This is a genomic window from Rhizobium sp. PL01, assembly GCF_033447125.1.
GTDB lineage: Bacteria > Pseudomonadota > Alphaproteobacteria > Rhizobiales > Rhizobiaceae > Pararhizobium.
This window is the reverse complement of sequence record NZ_JAWQUM010000016.1, coordinates 123,406-145,265: the sequence shown is the minus strand read 5'-3', so window position 1 is coordinate 145,265 and position 21,860 is coordinate 123,406. Positions and strand designations below refer to the sequence as shown.

Genomic DNA, 21,860 nt, shown 5'->3' with positions numbered 1-21,860 from the left:
GTGATTCTACGTCCACCCAGGAAGAGTGCAGGCTTGTCGGCGCTGGTGACCAGCCTCTTCAACTCGACCAGCGTTGCAAGATCGACGCGTGCAAGACCCATGGTCATGCCGCCGCACACCACAGGATCAATCATCCATTCCGAAATCGAGACCACGACACCTGAGGGCCCCAAAACCTTAAGAAACCGACCTGTCGCTCGTTCTTCAACGCGGCGAATGGAAACCTTTTGGCTGAAATAAGGATGCCAACGATAATGGACCTCGACTTCATCGCCGACATGGGCAGAATGAACGGGGCATTGATCCCGGCCGAATAAACCGCCTGTTCTTTCAGCCGTCACCAAAGCTTCATCCAGCCGTCAAGTCGCCGACATCAATGCCCTGCTAAGCGGAACACCTCGACCAACCGCTCAATGGGGACATCATGAAAAACGCTCTTTTCGCTTCCATGGCTTTCAGCCTTCTGATGACATCGGCCGCTCTTGCTGAAGACACGGTCTTCCCGGCCAAGCTTGCCGCCCACGCCATCCTGCCAGCCAACACGATCATCGCGGCGCCTGCAGACGCTGCCGACTACCTGAAGACCTCGGGCAAGTTCACGACCCCGGATCGCAAGCGCACCGAATCGCTGGGCACCGTTCCCGGCAAGGACGGCGTTCGCCTCACGGGCCTCTCGCTGCCGTTCGACGGCCAGCCGATGCAGGGCTTTTCCGGCATCAAGACCATGCCGGATGGCACGTTCTGGAGCATGTCGGACAATGGTTTCGGCTCGAAGCTGAATTCGTCCGACACCATGCTGATGCTGCACAATCTCAAGATCGACTGGGACGGCGGCAAGGTCGAAGCGGTTAAAACGTTGTTCCTTTCCGATCCCGACAAGAAGGCCCCCTTCCCGATCGTCATGGAAGGCGCTGCGACGCGCTACCTCACCGGCGCCGATTTCGACGTCGAATCGATCCAGCCTGTTGCCGATGGTTTCTGGGTTGGCGAGGAATTCGGTCCCTACATCCTGAAATTCGATCTCGACGGCAAGCTGACCGACGTCATCCCGACCACCGTCAACGACAAGCCGGTGATGTCGCCCGACAACCCGACACTCACCGTTCAGGCTGATCCGTCCAAGCCAATGCCTGCGCTCAACGTCAAGCGTTCCGGCGGTTACGAAGGTCTTGCCATGTCGAAGGATGGCACCAAGCTCTACGGCATGCTCGAAGGCCCGCTCTGGACAGATGCGGAAACTGTCGAACAGGCCGAAGGCCGGCCGGCACTTCGCATCATCGAACTCGATGTCGCATCCAAGGCCTGGACCGGCCGTAGCTGGCTCTATCCGCTCGCAGAAGGTGGCGAAGCCATCGGTGACTTCAACATGCTGGACGACAAGACCGCTCTGGTAATCGAGCGCGACAATGGTGCGGGCACGGTCGACAAGGCCTGTGCTGATCCGAAGGCACCGGCAGCGGATTGCTTTGCCGTCGGCTCCAAGGTGAAGCGTATCTACAAGATTGAGATGACCGACGAGAACGCCGGCAAGGCCGTGCGCAAGATCGGCTATATCGATCTCCTGAAGATCGCCGATCCCGATAACAAGAGGCGCCAGGGCGGCGGCGAAGGCTTCTACGATATGCCTTTCGTCACCATCGAGAACGTCGATCGCGTCGATGACACCCACATCATCGTCGGCAACGACAACAACCTGCCGTTCTCTGCTGGCCGCTCGCTCGACAAGGCCGACGACAACGAATTCGTCCTGCTCGAAGTCGGCGAATTCCTGAACGCCAAGTAAGCTCAGCGCAACAAACAAACGAAGGCCCTGCAACCCAGTTGCGGGGCCTTCGTTGTTTCTGATGGATTTCGCTGGGCCTAGGCGCGTCTTACTCTCAGACCTGCATCGCCACTTACTCGAACCGGAAGGCAATCCGCTTGCCCGTCAGCTTGGCAAGTTGCTGCAAGCGGCCGTCGAGCCGCTCGCCGGCGAATTCCGAATAGGCGGATGGAACGATGAACTCGAGATCGAGGTCTGGCGATGCCGATGGCCGGATATCCAAATTGCGCGCAACGCCGGGCATGGATGCCGACAACAGATAAACCACCCTCAGAAGACCGCCGAGAAGCTTGGCGAGCTCCAGCATCCGCGGAGTGGCGATCGCTGCCAGCGGCTCCGTGGCGCCGTCGTCATTCAGGCCTTCGAAGCGATAGTAATTAGCAAGGGCGATATAGGCGCGGCCGGCATGGGTGATGCCGGAAAACGTGCTGTGGGCGATGATGTTGAGCGCCTGCAGGCCACGATAATCCGGATGCGCGCGCCAGCTGATATCGGCAAGCAGGCAGGCTGCCTGACGGTAGCGCCCCTCTTCCTCGGTTTCGGTGATGCCGAAATGCGGCACCACCTTGCCGCTCCAGTCGGCAAGCTCGCGGGCATGCTCGGGTGAGCGCGCACGCAGGATGGCGATTTCGCGGGCAGCGGCCAGCAGCGGATCGTGGGCGCGCACGGTGTCCGAGAGCAGCGAATACAGATAGCCTTCTCGAACGCCGAGCGCCGAGAACGAGATCATCGACGGCCTCATCTGCGCGATGACTTCCTGCAAGGCGACGGCACCGAACGGCAGGAGGGCACGCCGGCTCTTCGAAATATGTGCGTAAGCCGGCGATTTGACGTCTTTCGGCTCGATCACTTCCGGCAGGAAGGCCATGGCCTCGTCAAAGGAGATTTCGTAGCCCTGCATCATGTGCAGCGGATAGTTGCGCAGTTCCATATGCAGCTTGGCGATCGAGCGCCAGGTACCACCCACCGCGTAGAAGGTACGGCCGCTGGCGTTTTGCAGGACCTGCGCGCCCTTCAGGTAGCGGCGCACATGGCTGCGAGCCTTGACGACCGACCCTTCGGCATGTTCCGACAGGCGGATACCGCCAAGCGGCAGGGTTATGCCCTTGCCGACCTTGGGGCCGACGACATCGACGAGTTCCAGTGAACCACCACCGAAGTCTCCGACGACACCGTCGGGATCATGATAGCCGCTGATGATGCCGAGCGCGGAGAAATAGGCTTCCTCTTCGCCGGTCAGCACGCGGACTTTCTGACCGAGGATGATTTCGGCGCGGCGGATGAAATCGGGGCCGTTCGAGGCATCGCGCGCCGCCGCTGTCGCCAGCACAAAAACCGTCGAGGCGCGCGCCTGGGTCGACAGCGCCCGGAACCGGTGTAGTGCCTTTAGCGCCCGCTCGACGCTCTCGGCGTCCATCCGGCCGGTCGCATCGATGCCCTTGCCGAGGCCGCACATGACCTTTTCATTGAACAAAATGGCCGGAGACCGGCTCAGCCCCTCATAGATCACCAGTCGAATCGAGTTCGACCCAATGTCCACGACGGAGACAGGGGCAATTCCAGGCAAACGCCCCTGGGCTTCAGACTCTACCATGCAATTCCAGTTTTATCTTCTGCGGCCGCTATCCCAGCCGGCAATTACCTTCGGCGTGCTGGACTTCAAGGCCTCGCCCCGCCCGGACAGGCTGGGATTGGTCATGAAGTAGACCTGCGCATTGAACGGTTCGGAATCCTTGGCGACTTCCATGCGCCGCGACGTTCCATCAGGAAGGATCTCGTAGCTCTGCTGGTTATCGATGAGATTACCCAGCATGATCTGCGACAGCACCTGTTCATGCACAGTCCGGTTGATGAGAGGCACAAGGGTCTCCACCCGCCGGTCCAGATTGCGCGGCATCATGTCCGCCGATCCGATATAAACGAGCGCGTGCTCGGAGGGAAGCCCATAGCCATTGCCGAAACAGAAGATACGCGAATGCTCAAGGAAGCGCCCGACGATCGATTTGACGCGAATCTTGTCGGATAGTCCCGGAACCTGCGGCCGCAGGCAGCAGATGCCGCGCACCACAAGATCAATCTGCACGCCGGCGCGGCTGGCACGATACAGCGCATCGATGATTTCCGGATCAACCAGAGAATTCATCTTCATCCAGATCGATGCCGGACGGCCGGCCTCCGCATGGGCGATTTCCTCACCGATATGCTGCAGGATGCGCGGGCGCAGCGTGTGCGGCGATATCGCCAGTTTCATGCCCGCCTCGGGCTCGCCATAGCCGGTGATGAAATTGAAGATATTGGCCATGTCATGGGCAATCTTCGGATTGCAGGTGAAGAACGACAGGTCGGTGTAGATCTTCGCGGTGACCGGATGATAATTGCCGGTACCGAGGTGACAGTAAGTGCGAAGCTTGCCCTCTTCGCGCCGCACGACCATCGACATCTTCGCATGGGTCTTCAGTTCGATGAAGCCGAACACGACCTGCACGCCGGCGCGTTCCAGATCGCGCGCCCAGCGGATATTGGCCTCTTCATCGAAGCGCGCCTTGAGTTCCACCAGCGCCGTCACCGATTTGCCGGCTTCGGCCGCATCGATAAGCGCGCGCACGATCGGGCTGTCGTTGGAGGTACGGTACAGCGTCTGTTTTATCGCAAGAACGTCAGGGTCGCGCGCAGCCTGGAGCAGAAACTGGACCACCACGTCGAAGCTCTCGTAGGGGTGGTGGACGACCATGTCCTTTTCGCGGATGGCGGCGAGGCAGTCTCCGGCGTGTTCGCGGACGCGTTCGGGAAATCGCGCATTGTACGGCTCGAAGCGCAAATCCTCGCGCGGCGCCTTTGTGATCTCGGAGAGTGTATTGAGCGCCAGCAGACCCGGCAGCACCGCAACCCGGTTTCCCGGGACATTGAGTTCACCGACTACGAACTGGCGCAGTTCGAGCGGCATTTCAGAATCGATCTCAATGCGGATCACCGAACCGCGCCGGCGGCGCTTCAGGGCCGTCTCATAGAATTGCACAAGATCTTCAGCCTCTTCCTCGACTTCGATATCGCTGTCGCGAATGATACGGAAGGTGCCGGAGCCCTTGACCTCATAGCCCGGGAACAACCGTTCGATGAATAGGCCAACGGCATCCTCCAGCGTGATGTAACGGATCACCGACTTGGAATCGGGAAGCCGGATGAACCGGTCAAGCGCCACAGGCAGACGCAACAGTGCCGTCATCGGTTCGCGCCCGCGCGTGCTCACCAGCTGCAACCCCATTGTGAAGCCAAGATTCGGAATGAACGGAAACGGATGGGCGGGATCGATCGACAAAGGCGTCAGCACCGGAAAGATCGCCTGTTCAAATTCGTTGGCAAGCCAGCCCCGATCCTGCGCCGACAGTGAGATCGGGCGGACGATCAGAATATCTTCCTTGGCAAGATACTGCTGCAGCACGGCGAGCGATGCCTGCTGCTCCATCTGCAGGTTGTCGATTTCCTTGAGGATATCTTCCAGCTGCTCGGCCGGCGTCTTACCATCCGGGCTGCGGACGACAACACCCTGACGAACCTGGCCTTCGAGACCGGCAACGCGGACCATGAAGAACTCGTCGAGATTGGCAGCTGAAATCGACAGGAAACGCACACGCTCCAGCAGCGGATGCGCGGTGTTTAGGGTTTCCTCAAGGACGCGGCGGTTGAACTGGAGCCAGGAGAACTCGCGATTGATGAATCGCTCAGGGCTGTTCATCAGGTCGATTTCGTCGGCCACCGGCGCGTTTGCAGTCGTTGCAGATGTCACAGTGTCCATGTCCCCGGTCCGCCTTTTGCTTTTCTCGAAGCAGCTAGCGCAGTTTGACGACCTAACTATGACAGTCAATCGATTTCGCGTGTCTTTCCAAGGGTGTTGAGCACTTCCAGCGCCAACGCCCGATTGATGCGCGTGCCACGGGCAAGGGCCAGGTGATCCAGCCTCTCGACGATCGTCTGAGCGGATTCCAGCGACCGCTCCATGCGGGCGACGATATAGCCGATCAGCCGGTCATCGACGGCAAGCTGGCGGTCTGCCAGCAGCTTGACCAGAACCTGCGCCAGAAGCTCGTCATCCGGCTCGCCGATCTCGACCACGGTGGCGGCCTTCAGGCGCGAGCGCAGGTCTGGCAGTTCGACCGGCCATGACATCGGCCATAGCCGGCTGGTGATCAACAGGCTGGTACCATTTTCGCGAACGCTATTGATAACGTGGAACAATGCCCGGTCGTCAAAGCCCTGACGGTCGGCATCCTCGAACAGGACCGGGCCTGCCGCCGCGATCTCCGCAGCATTGCTGTCAGCCTTTGGATGAATGGACACGGCTTCGCTGGTTTCGCGCCAGATCGCCGCGAGATGCGATTTTCCCGATCCGACAGGACCGGCAAGGATCACCACCGGCGACGGCCAGCGCGGCCAGCTGTCGATGATCGTGACGGCCGCCTTCAGGCGTTCGGACACGAGAAGATCGTCACGACCCGTCTGCGGTTCGTGCTCGAAAACGAGCGGCAATTGTTCGAACTTGCGGACCATACGCGTTACTCTGGAAGCTTGGGACTTTTGTGTTCCGGCTCGATCGTCAGGATATGACGGTGGCCGTGGTAGAGCGCACTGTCGAGATAGCGGCCGATGCCAAACCGCACGAGAACGCCGATGGCGGCGGCACACGGCACGGCCACCAGCAGACCGACGAAACCGAACAGCGCGCCGAAGGCGAGCAGTGCGAACATCAGCCAGACCGGATGCAGGCCGACACTTTTGCCGACCAGCCGCGGCTGAAGGATATTACCCTCCAGGAACTGCCCGGCAAAGAAGATCGCCGCAACAATGATAATATTCAGGTACTCCGGCCAGAACTGCACAAGCGCGACGCCGACAGCCAGCACCAGCCCGACCATTGAGCCGACATAGGGAATGAAGCTGATCATGCCGGCAAACAGGCCGATCAGCAGGCCGAAATTCAATCCGGCAAAGGTCAGCGAGATGCCGTAAAACAAGCCGAGAATGATGCAGAGCGAGCCCTGGCCGCGCACGAATCCGGCGATCGTCGCATTCATGTCGCGTGAAATCTGTCTGACGGTGGCTACGTGGTCGCGCGGGATCCAGCTATCAACCCTTTCAACCATCCGGTCCCAGTCGAGCAGCAGATAGAACGCCACCACAGGCGTGATCACGAACAGAGAGATGATGTCGAGAAGGGCCACACCCGAATTCCACAATTGCTGGAATAGCGTGCCGAGGAAACCCGCGCCCTGTTCGAGCAGCTTGGCGGAGTTCTGCTTGATCGTATCCATCTGCCCGGAAATCCAGTCGGGCAGCCAGGCGGCATCCGGGCTGGTCAGGAATGTCTGCAGCATCGAGACATAGCCAGGCATCTTCTGGATGAAGTCGGCTGCCTGCGTGAAAACGATCGGGATGATCACCACCAGCGACAATGCGAAGACGACGATGAAGCCGATCAGGATGACGATGGTCGCCATCAGCCGGCTGAGGCCAATTTTCTCCAGCCGGTCGGCGACGGGATCGAGGAAGTAGGCGAGCGCCATGCCGGCGATGAACGGCAGGAGAATGGTCGAGAACACCATGAGAAAAGCGATGAACGCGGCGAGAAAAAGCAGCCAGAAAATGATCTGACGCTGCAGCCCGCTGCCGCTTAATTTGTTGACCATGCCGCTGTTCCGATGTCTTGCCGCAGGCGCTGCCGGGCGCTGCTTCCATAGCTGGAGATAGGATGTGGCACCGACGATGGTCAAGCCTATGGCGCAAATGGGCCTGTCATGGCGGACAAAACATCAAAAAAGCGGGAGTAACGGGGGCAATATGCTTGCACTTGCGGCACCACCATGCCAATCGCAATCCAAATATGACGAGCCGGCGGAGATCAAGCCATGAGCGAGCCTGGAAAGAACGGTCTGACCTACAGTGATGCAGGTGTGGATATCGACGCCGGAAACCTTTTGGTGGAAAAGATCAAGCCGCATGTGCGCTCGACCCGGCGCCCCGGCGCTGACGGCGAGATCGGCGGTTTCGGCGGCCTGTTCGACCTGAAGGCGGCAGGTTTCAAGGATCCGGTCCTGGTGGCTGCCAATGATGGCGTCGGTACCAAGCTGAAGATCGCCATCGACGCCAACAAGCACGATACTGTTGGTATCGACCTCGTTGCCATGTGCGTCAACGACCTCGTCGTTCAGGGCGCCGAGCCACTGTTCTTCCTCGACTACTTTGCCACCGGCAAGCTCGACCCCGACCAGGGTGCTGCGATCGTTGGCGGCATTGCAGCCGGTTGCCGCGAGGCAGGCTGCGCACTGATTGGCGGCGAAACCGCCGAAATGCCGGGCATGTATGCCGGTGGTGATTACGACCTCGCAGGCTTTGCGGTTGGTGCTGCCGAACGCGGCCAGCTGCTGCCGGCCGGCGATATCGCCGAAGGCGACGTCATTCTCGGTCTTGCCTCCTCCGGCGTGCATTCCAACGGTTATTCGCTGGTGCGCAAGATCGTTTCGCTCTCGGGCCTTGCCTGGGATGCCCCTGCCCCATTCGGCGAAGGTACCCTTGCCGACGTCCTGATGACGCCGACACGCATCTACGTAAAGCCGCTGCTCAAGGCGATCCGCGAGACCGGCAAGCTCAAGGCGCTGGCCCACATCACCGGCGGTGGTTTTCCGGAAAACATTCCGCGGGTGCTGCCAAAGCATCTCGCCGCTGAAATCGATCTCGCAGCCATCCAGGCGCCGGCCGTGTTCTCGTGGCTGGCCAAGACGGGCGGCGTCGCTCAAAACGAAATGCTGCGCACCTTCAACTGCGGCGTCGGCATGATCGTCGTCGTGGCCGCCGAAGACGCCGACACGGTTACCTCTGTGCTGAAGGCTGAAGGCGAGACCGTCTTTGCGCTCGGCCGCATGGTTGCGCGCGAAGAAGGCGCTGCCGGCACGATCTACAAGGGCACGCTCGCTCTATGAATGACACGTCGAAAGCGGCCCGCAAGCGGGTCGTAGTGTTCATTTCCGGCGGCGGCTCCAACATGCTGGCGCTGGTCAAGGCCACTGCTGACGCCGATTACCCGGCCGAGATCGTCGCCGTCATCTCCGACAAGGCGGATGCGGGCGGGCTTGCCAAGGCAGCCGCCCTCGGCATCGCAACCTTCTCGTTCGTCCGCAAGGATTTCGACAGCAAGGACGCCCACGAGGCAGCAATCCTCTCGGCGCTGAAAAGCCTTTCTCCCGATATCATCTGCCTCGCCGGCTATATGCGGCTGCTGACCGCCACCTTCATCAACGCCTATGAAGGCCGGATCATCAATATCCACCCTTCGCTGCTGCCCCTCTTTCCAGGCCTGCACACCCATCAGCGCGCCATCGACGCCGGAATGACCGAGGCAGGTTGCACCGTGCATTTTGTCACCGAGGGCATGGACGAGGGTCCGGTCATTCTGCAGGCACGAGTGCCGGTTTTGCCTGACGATACGGTGGATAGCCTCGCCGCGCGAGTGTTGGTTGAAGAGCACAAGTCTTATCCGGCTGCGCTGCGGCTTGTTGCCGAGGGCACGATACGGATGCTAGATGATGGGGTTGTGTCCGCCGCATTCTGAGCGGTTGGGCAGGCATGACCAACCGGTTGACCAACTGCGATACCTTCCGTTAAGATACGTCTGCATACCAGCGGAGATCAGGCGATGACCAGAACTGTAAAGGTCGCTGAAGCCAAAACGCATTTGTCGGAATTGCTTACGAAGGTGGAGTTGGGCGAAGAAATCATTATCTCGAGAGGCGACACGCCGGTGGCACGGCTCGTGCCAATCGATGATGAGGAGCGCCGTGCAAATCTCTTCCGCTTGATCCGGCGAGACCGCGCGAAAAGCAAACCGGTCTCGCTTGAAGAGATTTTACAGTGGCGGGACGAAGGTCGTAAATGAAGCCCGATTTCGTCGTTGATGCCTCGGTCGCCGCTGTGTGGTTTCTGCCGGATGAGGATAGCGACGTCGCTGACGCCGTCATGGACGCACTACTTCGCAAAACTGCGTGTGCGCCCGATCTTCTGCGGCACGAAATTCGCAGTGTACTGTTGATGGCAGAACGCCGCAAACGGATCAGCAATGATCTTGTCTTGGCATCCCTCATTCGGTTGCATCACTTGCCAATCGCCATTACCGATTCCGGCGACGACGCTCTCGTTGTCGGCCTCGCGCGCGTGCACCAACTTTCAGCGTATGATGCTGCTTACCTCGCGCTTGCGATCACCGAAGGTATCCCGCTCGCCACGCTTGATAAAAAGCTTCGGCAAGCCGCCGCCGCAGAAGCGGTTCAGCTCTTCTCCGCATAGTTCACCCCGCTGCCAGCTTTTCCCTATTCAGCATCGCCCATTGCAGCAGCATGATGGTCTTGCCGTCGCAGATTTCGCCGCTTTCGATCATCGCCATCGCGTCAGTGAGCGGGACCTCCAACACCTCGATATCCTCGTCCTCATGCGCGGCACCGCCGCCGTCTTCGGCGCGAACTGTTACATCGATGATCGCGGCGAAGAAGTGAACCGTCTCCGTTACCGCACCTGGCGACATGAAGGCGTGAAAGAGCGGGCGGACATCCGTCACCAGATAGCCGGTTTCCTCCATCACCTCGCGCTTGATCGCCTCTGCCGGATGATCGCCGTCGAGCAAGCCGGCCGGTGTTTCCAGAAGCCAGCCGGAATGGCCGTTGAGATAGGTCGGGATGCGGAACTGGCGCACCAGGATGACGCTGTCGCGCTTGGGATCATAGAGCAGGATGGTGGCACCATTGCCGCGGTCATAGACCTCGCGTTTCAGCGTCTTGGTCAGACCGTTGGAGCCGGTATAGTCGAAGGTGATATTGCGCAGGTGGTACCAGTTTTTCGACAGTGTCTCGTCTTTGAGGATGTCGACCTTGGCGTCATTGAATTTCGTCATGAACTGCTAATCCTTGCGCATCCATACGCGATTGTCGTGAAAGGCCGCTCCGCCATAGGGTGCTGCCGCATCGGCGCCGGTCAGCACGTTGATGCCCTCGCCGTCCAGATGTGCGTCGTTCGGCCATAATCCCTCGGCAATGACGACGCCACGCCGCGCGCCGCCACCGAGTTTGCCATGAAGGCGGATCTCGCCGCGCTCATTGCCGATTCGAACGATATCGCCATCGGCAATGCCAAGCGCTTCGGCGTCCTGCGCGTGGATCATCACCTCAGGGCGGACTTCCTTCTGGATCGAGGATGGCGTTTCGGCGAAAGTTGAATTGAGGAAGGACCGGGCCGGCGATGTCGCCAGACGGAACGGATGTGTCGCCGTTGCCACCTCGATCAGATCGACATGATCGGGAAACTCCGGCAGCAGCGCATGCGGACCGAAAGCGCCGAGCACCTTTGGCGGCTTGTTCGGTGCCGGCGTGCCGGTCCAGTCCGCCTTGAAGCGGAACTTTCCATCCGGATGACCAAAGCCACCGACGAAGTGCGCGGTGTCGAAGTCCGGCTGGATATCCAGCCACTTGTCGCGCTTCAGGTTGTCGAAATCCGTGCCGTGATTGACGAGAATGCGGTCGATATGCTGGCGCTCGCTCAAACCAAAACCGGGTTTGCCGGCGACACCCAGCCGCTTGGCCAATTCCTCGATGACGAACAGATTGGTGCGCACCGTTGATGGTGGTTCGACAACCTTTGGGCCGAGCAGGATGTGCTGATGGCCGCCGCCGCGATAGAGATCGTCATGCTCGAGGAACATCGTCGCCGGCAGCACGATATCGGCGACCTTGGCGGTATCGGTCATGAACTGCTCGTGCACCGCAACGAAAAGATCATCGCGCATAAAACCGCGCTTCACCAGCCGCTGTTCCGGTGCGACGTTGGCCGGGTTGGTGTTCTGGATCAGCATCGCCGTCACCGGACCGCGATGGCGCAGCGCTTCTGCATCGCCGGTCAGCACCCGGCCTATTTGCGACTGGTCGAGCATACGAATATCCGGATCGAGCATTGCCGATCCGACCAGTTCGCGCTTGTCGAACTTGAAAATATCGTTGTTGGTGTGGAACGCCCCGCCGCCCTCGTACTGCCAGGAACCAAGCACGGTTGGCACCGAAGCGGCGGCATGGATCGCAACAGCACCATTGCGCTGGCGGGTAAAGCCGTAGCCGAGGCGGAAGTAGGTTTTCGGCGTTGTCCCGACGAGCTTGCCGAAGGCCTCGATCTCCTCCACCGGCAGACCGGTGATGGCAGCGGCCCATTCCGGCGTCCGGGTCCTCAGATGCTCTTCCAGTCCCGCCGGATCATCGGCATATTTTGCCAGATAGTCGCGGTCGGCATAACCATCGCGGAAGGCAATGTGCATGACGGCACAGGCAAGGGCCGCGTCGGTGCCGGGCTTCAGCACCAACCCCATATCGGCCTGCTTGATGGTCGGGTTGTCGTAGATATCGATAACGACGATCTTTGCGCCGCGTTCCTTGCGGGCCTTGATCGCATGGGTCATGACATTGACCTGCGTCGAGACCGCATTTGTGCCCCAGATCACCACGCAATCGGACTTTGCCATCTCGCGCGGATCGGGACCACGCAGGGAACCGATCGCCATCGCCAGCCCGGTCCAGGCCAGATTGGTGCAGATCGAGCCGAAGAAGCCGGAATAGCGCTTGGCATGACGCAGGCGATCGATCGAATCCCGCTGCACCTGTCCCATCGTGCCGGCATAGAAATAGGGCCAGATCGCTTCGGAGCCGTGCGCCTGCTCGGCCTTGACGAAAGCGCCGGCGATCTCGTCCAGCGCATCCTCCCACGACAGTTCCTGCCAGTTCCCCTCGCCTTTCGCGCCCTTGCGGCGTTGCGGCACCATCAGGCGCCCGGGGTGATAGATGCGCTCGGAATAGCGGGCAACCTTGGCGCAGATGACGCCGGCGGTGTAAGTATTGGCGCTGGCACCGCGCACCCGGCCGATCCGGCCCTCGGGCGTGACATCAACCTCCAGCGCACAGGCGGAGGGACAGTCGTGCGGACAGACAGTGTGGCCGACGAGCTTTTCTGGTTTTATAGGGGTCGCAACGTTCATGGCTTTTCTATATTGCATCGCGAAAGGGTCTCACAGTCCCCTTCGCCATACATTCAAACATTTCATCAGGACGTAAGGGACGCGAATGAATTACCGTCACATCTACCACGCCGGAAACTTCGCCGACGTCCTCAAGCACGCGGTTCTGGCCCGGCTGATCGTCTACATGGCGCAGAAGGACAAGGCGTTTCGCGTGCTCGATACCCATGCCGGTATCGGCCTCTACGATCTGTCGAGCGAAGAAGCGCAGAAAACCGGCGAATGGGTTGACGGTATCGGCCGCATTCTCGACACCGACATTCCGGCCAAGGCAAAGGCAATCCTCGAGCCCTACCTCACCGCCGTGCGCGATCTCAATCCGGACGGCGGGCTGACGCTCTATCCTGGCTCGCCGAAACTGACCCGGATGCTGATGCGGCCGCAGGACCGGCTGTCGGCGATGGAACTGCATCCTGACGATTACGAGACGCTGCACCGGCTGTTCGATGGCGATTTCCAGAGCCGGATCACCGAACTCGACGGCTGGCTGGCGCTTGGCGCGCATCTGCCGCCGAAAGAAAAGCGCGGCATCGTGCTGGTCGATCCGCCCTTCGAGATTGCGGGCGAATACGAGCGGCTGGCTGATGGCCTGCACAAGGCGTACCGCCGCTTTTCCGGCGGCACGTTCTGCCTCTGGTATCCGCTGAAGCAGGGCGCACCGATCGCTGAGTTTCACGCAGCTCTGCAAGCCCTGAATATCCCCAAAATGCTCTGCGCCGAGCTCTCAGTGCGCAGCGACCGGGATACGACCGGCCTCTCGGGCTCCGGCCTGATCATTGTCAATCCGCCCTTCACGCTGAAGGGCGAGCTCGACATCCTGCTGCCGTTCCTGAAGGACCGGCTGAAGCAGGATCGTCATGCCTCCGCCCGTGCCTTCTGGCTGCGCGGCGAGGAAGTGCCCGAGGAAGATTGAACAAGAGCAGGATTGAACGGGACTTGACGGTATGCCTGCAAGAGACGCAATCTGGCAGGACACCGACTGAATGGATCAAGGGAGACGATCATGCCTCGAATGTTTGTCCCAGCTGTTCTTTTCTCCCTTGCCGCCGCCTGTAGCCCGGTGACGGCGGCCGACTATCTCGACAACGGTGCGAGCCACGCTGCCGGCGCTTGCAGCAGCCCCGCCGTGCTCGGTTTCATCGCGTCGAATTTCGGCTCCAAGGCAACCCATTACCTGAAAACCGATATCGCCATCGCCGATATCGGTAACACCTACCAGAAACGGCTTGAGCCACGCGATGAAACCCATCTGGTCGAGCGCGAATATTGCCAAGCAACGGCCACCACCACCGATGGTGAGAGACGGCCGCTCTGGTACCTTATCGAGCGCAATTGGGGTTTCGCCGGCATCGGTTCGAATGTCGAATTCTGCGTGAGCGGGCTCGATCCCTGGTATATCTACGGCGCGCAATGCGCTTCGTTGCGGTGAGATCTTTGACTTCAAATTTTGGTTTCAGGATCGTGGTCCTCTTCGGGCTGCTGGCGCTTGTCGCTTGCAGCGGCGAAAGCGGAGAGAAGAAACAGACGGAGAATGGCGCCCCTGCCTCAAGCAGCTCCGCCAACACGCCTATCATCAACACGCCGGCCACCGGCACGCAGAAGGCAGCGAAAACCGTCCCTATGGGCAGCGGCTTCGATTTCTATGTGCTTTCACTCTCCTGGTCGCCGAGCTGGTGCCTGGAAAACGACCCGTCGGGGCGCTCGATGCAATGCGATCCGGACAACAATCACGGCTTCATCGTCCATGGGCTTTGGCCACAGAATGAACGCGGTTATCCGGAATTCTGCCGGTCGCGCGATCCTGACCGGGTGCCGGACGCACTGGGGCGAACCCTGTTCGATATCATGCCGTCAATGGGCCTGATCGGCCATGAATGGCGAAAGCACGGCGCCTGCTCAGGGCTGAGCCAGAAGGACTATTTTACCGTCCTGCGCGCTGCCCGCGACAAAGTGACGATGCCGCCGGCCTTGCAATCCGTGGGCTCAACGACAAAAACAAATGCCGCAGAGATTGAAACCGCGCTGACATCAGCCAATCCGGGCCTGCGCAACGAGGCGCTCGCCGTCACCTGTGCGTCTGGCCGAGTCGATGAAGTTCGCATCTGCTTCAACAAGGATCTCAGTTTCCGCGCCTGCGGCGAGATCGATCGCGCCGGCTGTAAGGTGAAAAGCCTCAGCCTGCCGGCCACACCCTAATGCATGTCGCGCAAAAGTGTGCAGCGGTTTTGCGCAAGCGACATGCGTAAAAAAAAGACCTGAAGCGTGCGAGCGCATCTGAAAGATCGCGACACGGTTTAGGTCACCTGACAGAATTGACCATGCAACGAAAGAAAGCCGCATGAAGATCTTCTACTCCCCCACTTCGCCCTATTCCAACAAGGTGCGCATGGCTGCCCGTTATGCCGGCATCTCCGCTGAAAACGTTTTGACCGACACCAATGGCAACCCGCAGGACCTGATCGCCAGCAATCCGCTCGGCAAGATCCCGACGCTGGTGACGACAGAGGGCAAGGCGATCTACGACAGCCGGGCGATCATGCATTTCATCGACCGCGAGACAAAGGGCAAGCTCTATCCGCGCAACGCCGAAAAACGGACCGACGTGGAAATGCTGGAGGCCTTGTGCGACGGCATCTGCGATTGCCTGTTGGCGATTGTCTACGAAAAACGCTTCCATCCGCCGGAAAAGATCCATCAGCCCTGGATCGACCGGCAGTGGGAAAAGGCTGGCCGCGGCCTCGATTATCTCAATGCGAATATGCCCAAGACCGGCGCCAAGCTGCATGCCGGGCATTTCGCGCTCGCCGCATTGCTGCGCTATATCGAAGTCCGCTTCGCCGGCGAATGGCAGAAGGGCCGCCCGAAGCTGAAAAACTGGCCGCAGAAATTCGAGAAGTTTTTCCCGGACTATGCGCAGTTCAAGGCCTGATTCTGGCGTAAATCACGCATCTAAAAAGCAAAAAGGCCGGATCGCTCCGGCCTTTTTGTCATTCATATTCCGATGGATCAGAACTTGACGCCCATACCGACGCGGACGCTGTGTTCGTCGTAGCCCGACGAAACCTTGCCGCCGCCCAGGCTGAAGTCCTTCGAACCGTAGTCGGAGTAACGATATTCGACGCGCGCCGTGACGTTGTCGGTCACGAAAGCTTCGGCGCCGGCGCCGGCTGTCCAGCCGAGCAGCGTGTTCTTGTCCGAGCCGCCGGCGTTTCCGGTTGCCTTGACGCTGGTCGCAGCAACACCGGCCGTACCATAGACGAGAACTGGGTTCAGGTCGTAGCCGACGCGGCCGCGAACCGAACCATTGACGCCCTGCTCCATCTTGCGATCCGAGTTCCGGGTGTCATTGTCGCCGTAGTTGATATCGGCTTCGCCGCCGTAAACGATGTTGCCGCTCTGCATGTTGTAGCCGCCATAGAGACCACCGCCAAAGCCGGCAGCACCGCGGCCACCCGTAGCGCCGAACTCGCCACGAGCCCAGTTGGCCGTACCACCGACATACGCACCCGACCAGTTCTTCACGGCCGGTTCGTTGTATTCAGCAGCCGGAGCAGCCGGAACTTCGTCGATCGCGTCGGCTGCCTGAACAGCGGAGAAGGCGATGAGGGATACGGCGGATGCCATAAGAGTGGTGATGAGAGTACGCATTAAAGTCTCCTTTACGAACCGATGTTCCGGACCCTCGCGGTCCCAAACTGATACATCGGGAAATTTCTAATTAACCCCGCCCGGTTGATGGAGAAATTGACAATCAAATGCGGATTCTCAAGAGCCAAATTGTGAAATTTTAGAGGCAGAAGCATGGCTAAAATTCGATGTTGCTTCAGTGTCACAGGGTATTTATTAACCACAAAACAATATTAACGAAATATATACTATAACAACGCGAAACAATTCAATTTAGCGCCTTTGCATTAATTTTTCCGAAACGAATGCACCGGGCCGGTTTCGCAATAACGTTCCGCCTCCTATATCCTTGCGATATGCACACATACGAATCGCATCACGGCACACAGAGAACATCTCTGAAAACAGCGTTGGTCACCGGTGGTGCCAAACGTATTGGCAAGGCTATCGTCGAGGATCTCGCCGCTAACGGCTTTGCCGTGGCTATTCACGCCAACACATCTTTGGCGGATGCGGAGGCACTTGCAGCCTCGATCCGCGCAAACGGCGGCAAGGCATCAGTTGTTATGGCGGATCTTGCCGATACCGCCTCGACGCAAACATTGATGCAAAAAGCCGTCGCTGCGCTGGGGCCGATCGGCCTCTTGGTCAACAATGCCTCGTTGTTCAAGAAGGACAGCCTCGAGGAATTCGACGAAACGATCTGGGACCGGCATTTCGCCCTGCACGTCAAGGCGCCATCCCTGTTGGCCCGCGATTTTGCTGCACAGTTGCCGGAGGAGAATGCCGGGCTGGTCGTTAACATCATCGATCAGCGTGTCTGGGCTCCCAATCCGAGATTTTATTCCTATATGTTATCGAAGTCGGCTCTTTTGATAGCAACGAAAACGATGGCACAGGCCTTGGCACCGGCAATCCGCGTCAATGGCATCGGTCCCGGACCGACGCTGCCGAACGAACGGCAGAACAGCGATGATTTCGACACCCAGGTCCAGGCTCTGATCCTGAAGAGAGGGCCGCAGCTTGACGAATTCGGCCGGGCGATCCGGTTCCTGTTCGACACACCGTCGATCACAGGGCAGATGATTGCATTGGACGGCGGCCAGCACCTGGCCTGGGAAACGCCAGATATTTTGGAGATTGTGGAATGAACGGGCGCGTGCCCAAGGATGGCGGCATTCTCTACGACGAGAATGCCAGCGATGACGAAGACCTGATCGAGGTGACGGATACGGCTGCTCCGGCGGCGATCGTCGACTGGGCGGAAACCTCCGCCATTCCCGACGGCTTACGCGGCGCCGAACTGATCCAGGCCTTCGTCAAGCTCCTGCCCAATAGCCCCGGCGTCTACCGCATGTTCAACGAGGCGGGCGACGTGCTCTATGTCGGCAAGGCGAGAAGCCTGAAGAAGCGCGTCAGCAACTATGCACAGGGGCGTCTGCATTCCAACCGTCTGACCAAGATGGTGCGCGAAACCGCCAATATGGAATTCGTCACGACGCGCACCGAGATCGAGGCGCTGCTGCTCGAAGCCAACCTGATCAAGCGGTTGCGGCCGCGCTTCAACGTGCTTTTGCGCGACGACAAGTCGTTTCCTTATATTCTGGTGACCGGAGACAGCCGGGCACCGGCGCTGTACAAGCATCGCGGTGCGCGCAGCCGCAAGGGTGATTTCTTCGGTCCATTCGCCTCGGCCGGTGCCGTCGGCCGCACCATCAATTCGCTGCAACGCGCCTTCCTTTTGCGCACCTGTACCGACAGCGTTTTCGAAAGCCGCACCCGCCCCTGTCTGCTGCACCAGATCAAGCGCTGCGCCGCCCCCTGCACGCATGAGGTCAGCGACGCCGACTATGCCGAGCTGGTCACCGAGGCCAAGGACTTCCTGTCGGGCAAGAGCCAGGCGGTGAAGGCGACGATTGCGAAGGCGATGAGCGAAGCCTCCGAAAACCTCGATTTCGAGCGGGCTGCCCTTTACCGCGACCGGCTGGCAGCGCTGTCGCATGTGCAGAGCCATCAGGGCATCAACCCGTCCGGGGTCGAGGAAGCCGATGTTGTCGCCATCCATCATGAAGGTGGTGTGTCCTGCATCCAGGTGTTCTTCTTCCGCACCGGCCAGAACTGGGGCAACCGCGCCTATTTTCCGAAGGCCGACCCAACGCTTACATCCGCCGAAGTCCTCAGCGCCTTCCTTGCGCAATTCTATGACGACAAGCCGTGTCCGCGGCAGATCCTGCTCTGCGAAACCGTCGAGGAACAGGATCTGCTTGGTGAAGCGCTTACCGAAAAGTCCGGCTACAAGGTTGCCATTCTGGTGCCGCAGCGTGGTGAGAAGAAGGATCTGGTCGAGCACGCCGTCGCCAACGCCCGCGAGGCACACGGCCGCAAGCTGGCCGAAACAGCCTCGCAATCGCGACTGCTCGACGGTTTTGCCACGACATTCAAACTGGAGCGCACCCCGCGCCGCATCGAAATCTACGACAACTCCCACATCATGGGCACCAATGCCGTCGGTGGCATGGTGGTGGCTGGGCCGGAGGGCTTCGTCAAAGGCCAGTACCGCAAGTTCAACATCAAATCGACCGACATCACCCCCGGCGACGATTTCGGGATGATGAAGGAAGTGATGACGCGGCGGTTTTCACGGCTCCTCAAGGAAGAGGGAAAACCCGACCGCAGCGTCGAAACCAACGAGGATACCGCCTTCCCTGCCTGGCCCGATGTTATCCTGATCGACGGCGGCCAGGGGCAAATGACGGCGGTGCGGGCCATTCTCAAGGAACTGGATATCGAGGATTGCGTGGTCGCCATCGGCGTCGCCAAGGGCGTCGACCGCGAGGCCGGCCGCGAGCGCTTCTTCCCGCCGGGTGGCAGCCGTGATGGTTTCTCGCTGCCGCCGCGCGATCCCGTGCTCTATTTCATCCAGCGCATGCGTGACGAGGCGCACCGGTTTGCCATCGGCTCGCATCGGGCACGGCGCAAGAAGGAAATGATCAAGAACCCGCTCGACGAAATCGGCGGCATCGGCCCGACGCGCAAGCGCGCCCTGCTCCACCATTTCGGTACCGCCAAGGCCGTTTCCCGCGCCGGGATCAACGACCTGATTGCCGTCGACGGTATTTCCGAGGCTGTCGCCCGGCTGGTTTACGATCATTTTCATGAAGACGGCGCGAAATAGGCCCTATGGCGGCGGGTGCAATTGCCCGCCGCCATAGCCTTTCCGTTCGGAGATGAGGTCGGCCTGTTACTGGGCCTTTGCAGCTTCATCGATGAACGCGGCGACCTCGACGGGCATTGAGGCCAGTGAGGCATGGCTTGCCTTCAGCGTGATCACCTTCTTCGCACCGAGCCGTCCCGACATCCAGTGCTGGTTGTCTGGATGGATCATCCGGTCCTCGCTGGAAATCTGATACCAGCTGCTCTTGTTCTTCCATGCCGGATTGCTGATCTCGTCGCCGAATGTGCTGGCCAGCGGCGCCTTCTGGGTAATACCCATGACAAGGCCTTCATCTGCGCTGAGGTCCTGGCAAAAACTCTCGTGATACTTGTCCTGCTTCACCCAGAGGTAACCATCGCTGTCCGGCGCCAGATTGGCAGCGGCGGCGGGAGGGTTTTTGGCGGTGATGCCGCCAGGGCTCTCGCCGGCGTCGGGCGCAAACGCCGCGATATAGACAAGGCCCGCGACATTCGGCTGGTTGCCCGCCTGCGTAATGACCGCGCCGCCATAGGAATGGCCAACCAGAAGAACAGGCCCGCTTTGCTGGGCAATCATTTTACGGGTGCGCTCGGCATCGTCGGCAAGCGACGTCAGCGGCAATTCGACAGCCTTGATGGAGCGATGACCCAAACGGGTCAGTTCCACGATGACCTTGCTCCAGTGGGCCGCCCCGCCCCAGAACCCGTGAACGAGAAGGATAGTCGGAACCTGTGCCATTGATGTTCTCCCAGCAAGACTTGATTGGAAACGGCAGACAGATAGGAGCAATACATCCTACCCGCGTCCATCAAACAGCAGGCCTATGACCGAACTGTGGCACGGCAATCAGACCGCCAGCCGCCCAAGACCGGACAACATCCGGGTGAGTTCGGCCTGGCGCCGTGTCCCGGTCTTGAGAAAGATACGCTTTAGATAGGTACGCACGGTTTCGAGCTTCAAGCCGAGCTTGATCGACACAGCCTCCAGGCTTGCACCAGAGGCAAGTTCGCGGGCGACCCTGGCTTCTCCCGGTGTCAGATCAAACAACCCGCTGAGCACCCGCATATCCGGCGCTCCGGCTGAGCCGACCGGCGTTGCAATCAACACGGCAAGGCTTCTGGAGAAGATGTCGCGCGCGTTCCTTCGAACGGGTATCAGATGCAGGATCAGGGCCGGCATGTTTTCTTCAGCCGCCAGTGGGATGGATTGCACATTGGACGCCTGCGCCGCGCCCAATTGCTCCAGCGCGGCCAGGACCAGCGCATTCGCCGCGGGATTTTTCAATGAAATCCTGTTGGCGGCGCCGGTGCGGATGCGGGGGGACAGTGCCTCCATGTCGTCGTTCATCGCGAGAACCCGATAGTCGTCGCTGAGGACGGCCGCAGGAAGCCCGATCAGCGAAAGCGTCGCCGTGATGCCCTGCGCCTGCCGGAAAATCATTCGCGATGAAATCAGAGCAGCGCGAGCCAGATCACCCTTCAGGCTGTTGATCCGATCGAGCGCCTCTATCGGGAAAGGCCCGTCGCTGGCCTGACGGAGAAAATCGAAGATCAGTGTATGCCCCGACGGCTCGGGCAACACCGAACCCATGCTCCAGCCGAGCCCGATTGGCCTCAGAAACATGTTGTAAATCGGATCGTCGGCGATCTCTTCTGCCGTCATGACATCCACGTCGCGGGCGAAGGCCATCGGTGACAACAGCATGGAGCGTTCCGGCCGGGGGTTGTGCGGCCTCGCGTCGCTGCTTGCATAGCGCTCCATCTGCTCATCGATATTGGGCGAACAGACCCACCGGATTGCTCCGCCGTTATCGGCGGTCAGGATGCAGGCGGAAAAACCGTTCACATCTTCCGCCAGGCTGGCGCAGACATCCGGCCAAAGCTCGGGAATAACCGCAGCTTCGTAGATTCGATCGATCAGCGTCAAGGCATCAGGCATTATTTGCTCTGCGTTGGAGCATTTATTCGATACTGCCCTAGAGACAGTGGTTTTGCCAAGCCTAATGCGTTAGCCCCACCAAAAATGGGGGTTTTAGTTCACCCTGCGTTCAGACGAATTCCGCCATAATTCAAGCCGATCTCTAATGACTGGTTGACGCCGCTGTCACAAAGTCTTTCATCTGTCGT

General features: G+C 59.8%; 21 protein-coding genes. 11 read left to right on the top strand and 10 right to left on the bottom strand.

Annotated elements, in window-relative coordinates; translation table 11 throughout:
- The coding region (locus R6X40_RS29200; protein ID WP_318418432.1) for a hypothetical protein at positions 1 to 341 on the bottom strand (341 nt) is incomplete at its 3' end.
- Between the two features lie 83 nt (positions 342 to 424).
- On the opposite strand from R6X40_RS29200, the gene R6X40_RS29195 reads away from it, so the two are divergent.
- The gene (locus R6X40_RS29195; RefSeq protein ID WP_318418431.1) at positions 425 to 1,783 is read left to right on the top strand and encodes an esterase-like activity of phytase family protein; all 1,359 of its coding nucleotides are present in this window, start codon (positions 425 to 427) and stop codon (positions 1,781 to 1,783) included.
- A 112-nt stretch (positions 1,784 to 1,895) separates the two neighbouring features.
- Here the strand turns inward: R6X40_RS29195 and ppx are convergent, their stop codons facing one another.
- From ppx to R6X40_RS29175, 4 genes are all read right to left on the bottom strand, one after another.
- Positions 1,896 to 3,416 (bottom strand): exopolyphosphatase, encoded by a 1,521-nt coding sequence (gene ppx, locus R6X40_RS29190; RefSeq protein ID WP_318418429.1) that lies wholly within the window; start codon positions 3,414 to 3,416, stop codon positions 1,896 to 1,898.
- 12 nt (positions 3,417 to 3,428) lie between these two features.
- On the bottom strand, positions 3,429 to 5,615 hold the full coding sequence (locus R6X40_RS29185) for an RNA degradosome polyphosphate kinase (RefSeq protein WP_318418427.1): 2,187 nt from the start codon (positions 5,613 to 5,615) through the stop codon (positions 3,429 to 3,431).
- A gap of 65 nt (positions 5,616 to 5,680) precedes the next feature.
- Positions 5,681 to 6,367 carry a DnaA regulatory inactivator HdaA gene (hdaA, locus tag R6X40_RS29180; protein ID WP_318418426.1) on the bottom strand — a complete coding sequence of 229 codons (687 nt, stop codon included), beginning with the start codon at positions 6,365 to 6,367 and terminating at the stop codon, positions 5,681 to 5,683.
- Positions 6,368 to 6,372: 5 nt separating this feature from the next.
- Positions 6,373 to 7,503: an AI-2E family transporter gene (locus R6X40_RS29175; protein ID WP_318418424.1), complete on the bottom strand. Its 1,131-nt coding sequence runs from the start codon at positions 7,501 to 7,503 to the stop codon at positions 6,373 to 6,375.
- A gap of 219 nt (positions 7,504 to 7,722) precedes the next feature.
- On the opposite strand from R6X40_RS29175, the gene purM reads away from it, so the two are divergent.
- The 4 genes from purM to R6X40_RS29155 all read left to right on the top strand — a co-directional run bounded on the left by purM (position 7,723) and on the right by R6X40_RS29155 (position 10,153).
- Positions 7,723 to 8,793: a phosphoribosylformylglycinamidine cyclo-ligase gene (purM, locus tag R6X40_RS29170; protein WP_318418422.1), complete on the top strand. Its 1,071-nt coding sequence runs from the start codon at positions 7,723 to 7,725 to the stop codon at positions 8,791 to 8,793.
- On the top strand, positions 8,790 to 9,422 hold the full coding sequence (gene purN / locus R6X40_RS29165) for a phosphoribosylglycinamide formyltransferase (RefSeq protein ID WP_318418421.1): 633 nt from the start codon (positions 8,790 to 8,792) through the stop codon (positions 9,420 to 9,422). Before purM ends, purN begins: the two co-directional genes overlap by 4 nt.
- Before the next feature lie 84 nt (positions 9,423 to 9,506).
- Positions 9,507 to 9,746, top strand: a complete 240-nt coding sequence (locus tag R6X40_RS29160; protein ID WP_318418420.1) for a type II toxin-antitoxin system prevent-host-death family antitoxin — start codon at positions 9,507 to 9,509, stop codon at positions 9,744 to 9,746.
- Positions 9,743 to 10,153, top strand: coding sequence for a type II toxin-antitoxin system VapC family toxin (locus R6X40_RS29155; protein ID WP_318418419.1), 411 nt, complete (start codon positions 9,743 to 9,745; stop codon positions 10,151 to 10,153). The genes R6X40_RS29160 and R6X40_RS29155 overlap by 4 nt, the downstream gene beginning before the upstream one ends.
- A gap of 1 nt (position 10,154) precedes the next feature.
- Here R6X40_RS29155 and R6X40_RS29150 read toward each other — a convergent pair whose 3' ends face one another.
- Together R6X40_RS29150 and R6X40_RS29145 are read right to left on the bottom strand one after the other, a co-directional pair.
- Positions 10,155 to 10,754: an NUDIX domain-containing protein gene (locus tag R6X40_RS29150; protein ID WP_318418418.1), complete on the bottom strand. Its 600-nt coding sequence runs from the start codon at positions 10,752 to 10,754 to the stop codon at positions 10,155 to 10,157.
- Positions 10,755 to 10,760: 6 nt separating this feature from the next.
- The gene (locus R6X40_RS29145; RefSeq protein ID WP_318418416.1) at positions 10,761 to 12,893 is read right to left on the bottom strand and encodes a molybdopterin oxidoreductase family protein; all 2,133 of its coding nucleotides are present in this window, start codon (positions 12,891 to 12,893) and stop codon (positions 10,761 to 10,763) included.
- 67 nt (positions 12,894 to 12,960) lie between these two features.
- On the opposite strand from R6X40_RS29145, the gene R6X40_RS29140 reads away from it, so the two are divergent.
- From R6X40_RS29140 to R6X40_RS29125, 4 genes are all read left to right on the top strand, one after another.
- Positions 12,961 to 13,827: a 23S rRNA (adenine(2030)-N(6))-methyltransferase RlmJ gene (locus tag R6X40_RS29140; protein WP_318418415.1), complete on the top strand. Its 867-nt coding sequence runs from the start codon at positions 12,961 to 12,963 to the stop codon at positions 13,825 to 13,827.
- Between the two features lie 90 nt (positions 13,828 to 13,917).
- Positions 13,918 to 14,343, top strand: a complete 426-nt coding sequence (locus tag R6X40_RS29135; protein WP_318418414.1) for a hypothetical protein — start codon at positions 13,918 to 13,920, stop codon at positions 14,341 to 14,343.
- Positions 14,340 to 15,110, top strand: coding sequence for a ribonuclease T2 family protein (locus R6X40_RS29130; RefSeq protein WP_412178487.1), 771 nt, complete (start codon positions 14,340 to 14,342; stop codon positions 15,108 to 15,110). The genes R6X40_RS29135 and R6X40_RS29130 overlap by 4 nt, the downstream gene beginning before the upstream one ends.
- 142 nt (positions 15,111 to 15,252) lie before the next feature.
- The gene (locus R6X40_RS29125; protein ID WP_318418410.1) at positions 15,253 to 15,843 is read left to right on the top strand and encodes a glutathione S-transferase; all 591 of its coding nucleotides are present in this window, start codon (positions 15,253 to 15,255) and stop codon (positions 15,841 to 15,843) included.
- Between the two features lie 77 nt (positions 15,844 to 15,920).
- On the opposite strand, the gene R6X40_RS29120 is transcribed toward R6X40_RS29125, so the two are convergent.
- Positions 15,921 to 16,562 carry an outer membrane protein gene (locus R6X40_RS29120; RefSeq protein ID WP_318418409.1) on the bottom strand — a complete coding sequence of 214 codons (642 nt, stop codon included), beginning with the start codon at positions 16,560 to 16,562 and terminating at the stop codon, positions 15,921 to 15,923.
- A gap of 335 nt (positions 16,563 to 16,897) precedes the next feature.
- On the opposite strand from R6X40_RS29120, the gene R6X40_RS29115 reads away from it, so the two are divergent.
- Positions 16,898 to 17,692 carry an SDR family oxidoreductase gene (locus R6X40_RS29115; protein ID WP_318418408.1) on the top strand — a complete coding sequence of 265 codons (795 nt, stop codon included), beginning with the start codon at positions 16,898 to 16,900 and terminating at the stop codon, positions 17,690 to 17,692.
- Positions 17,689 to 19,716: an excinuclease ABC subunit UvrC gene (gene uvrC, locus R6X40_RS29110; RefSeq protein WP_318418407.1), complete on the top strand. Its 2,028-nt coding sequence runs from the start codon at positions 17,689 to 17,691 to the stop codon at positions 19,714 to 19,716. The genes R6X40_RS29115 and uvrC overlap by 4 nt, the downstream gene beginning before the upstream one ends.
- Before the next feature lie 66 nt (positions 19,717 to 19,782).
- Here uvrC and R6X40_RS29105 read toward each other — a convergent pair whose 3' ends face one another.
- Together R6X40_RS29105 and R6X40_RS29100 are read right to left on the bottom strand one after the other, a co-directional pair.
- Complete coding sequence (locus R6X40_RS29105; protein ID WP_318418405.1) at positions 19,783 to 20,472, bottom strand: alpha/beta hydrolase; 690 nt, start codon at positions 20,470 to 20,472, stop codon at positions 19,783 to 19,785.
- Positions 20,473 to 20,580: 108 nt separating this feature from the next.
- On the bottom strand, positions 20,581 to 21,672 hold the full coding sequence (locus tag R6X40_RS29100) for a helix-turn-helix transcriptional regulator (RefSeq protein ID WP_318418403.1): 1,092 nt from the start codon (positions 21,670 to 21,672) through the stop codon (positions 20,581 to 20,583).
- Between the last annotated feature and the right edge of the window lie 188 nt (positions 21,673 to 21,860).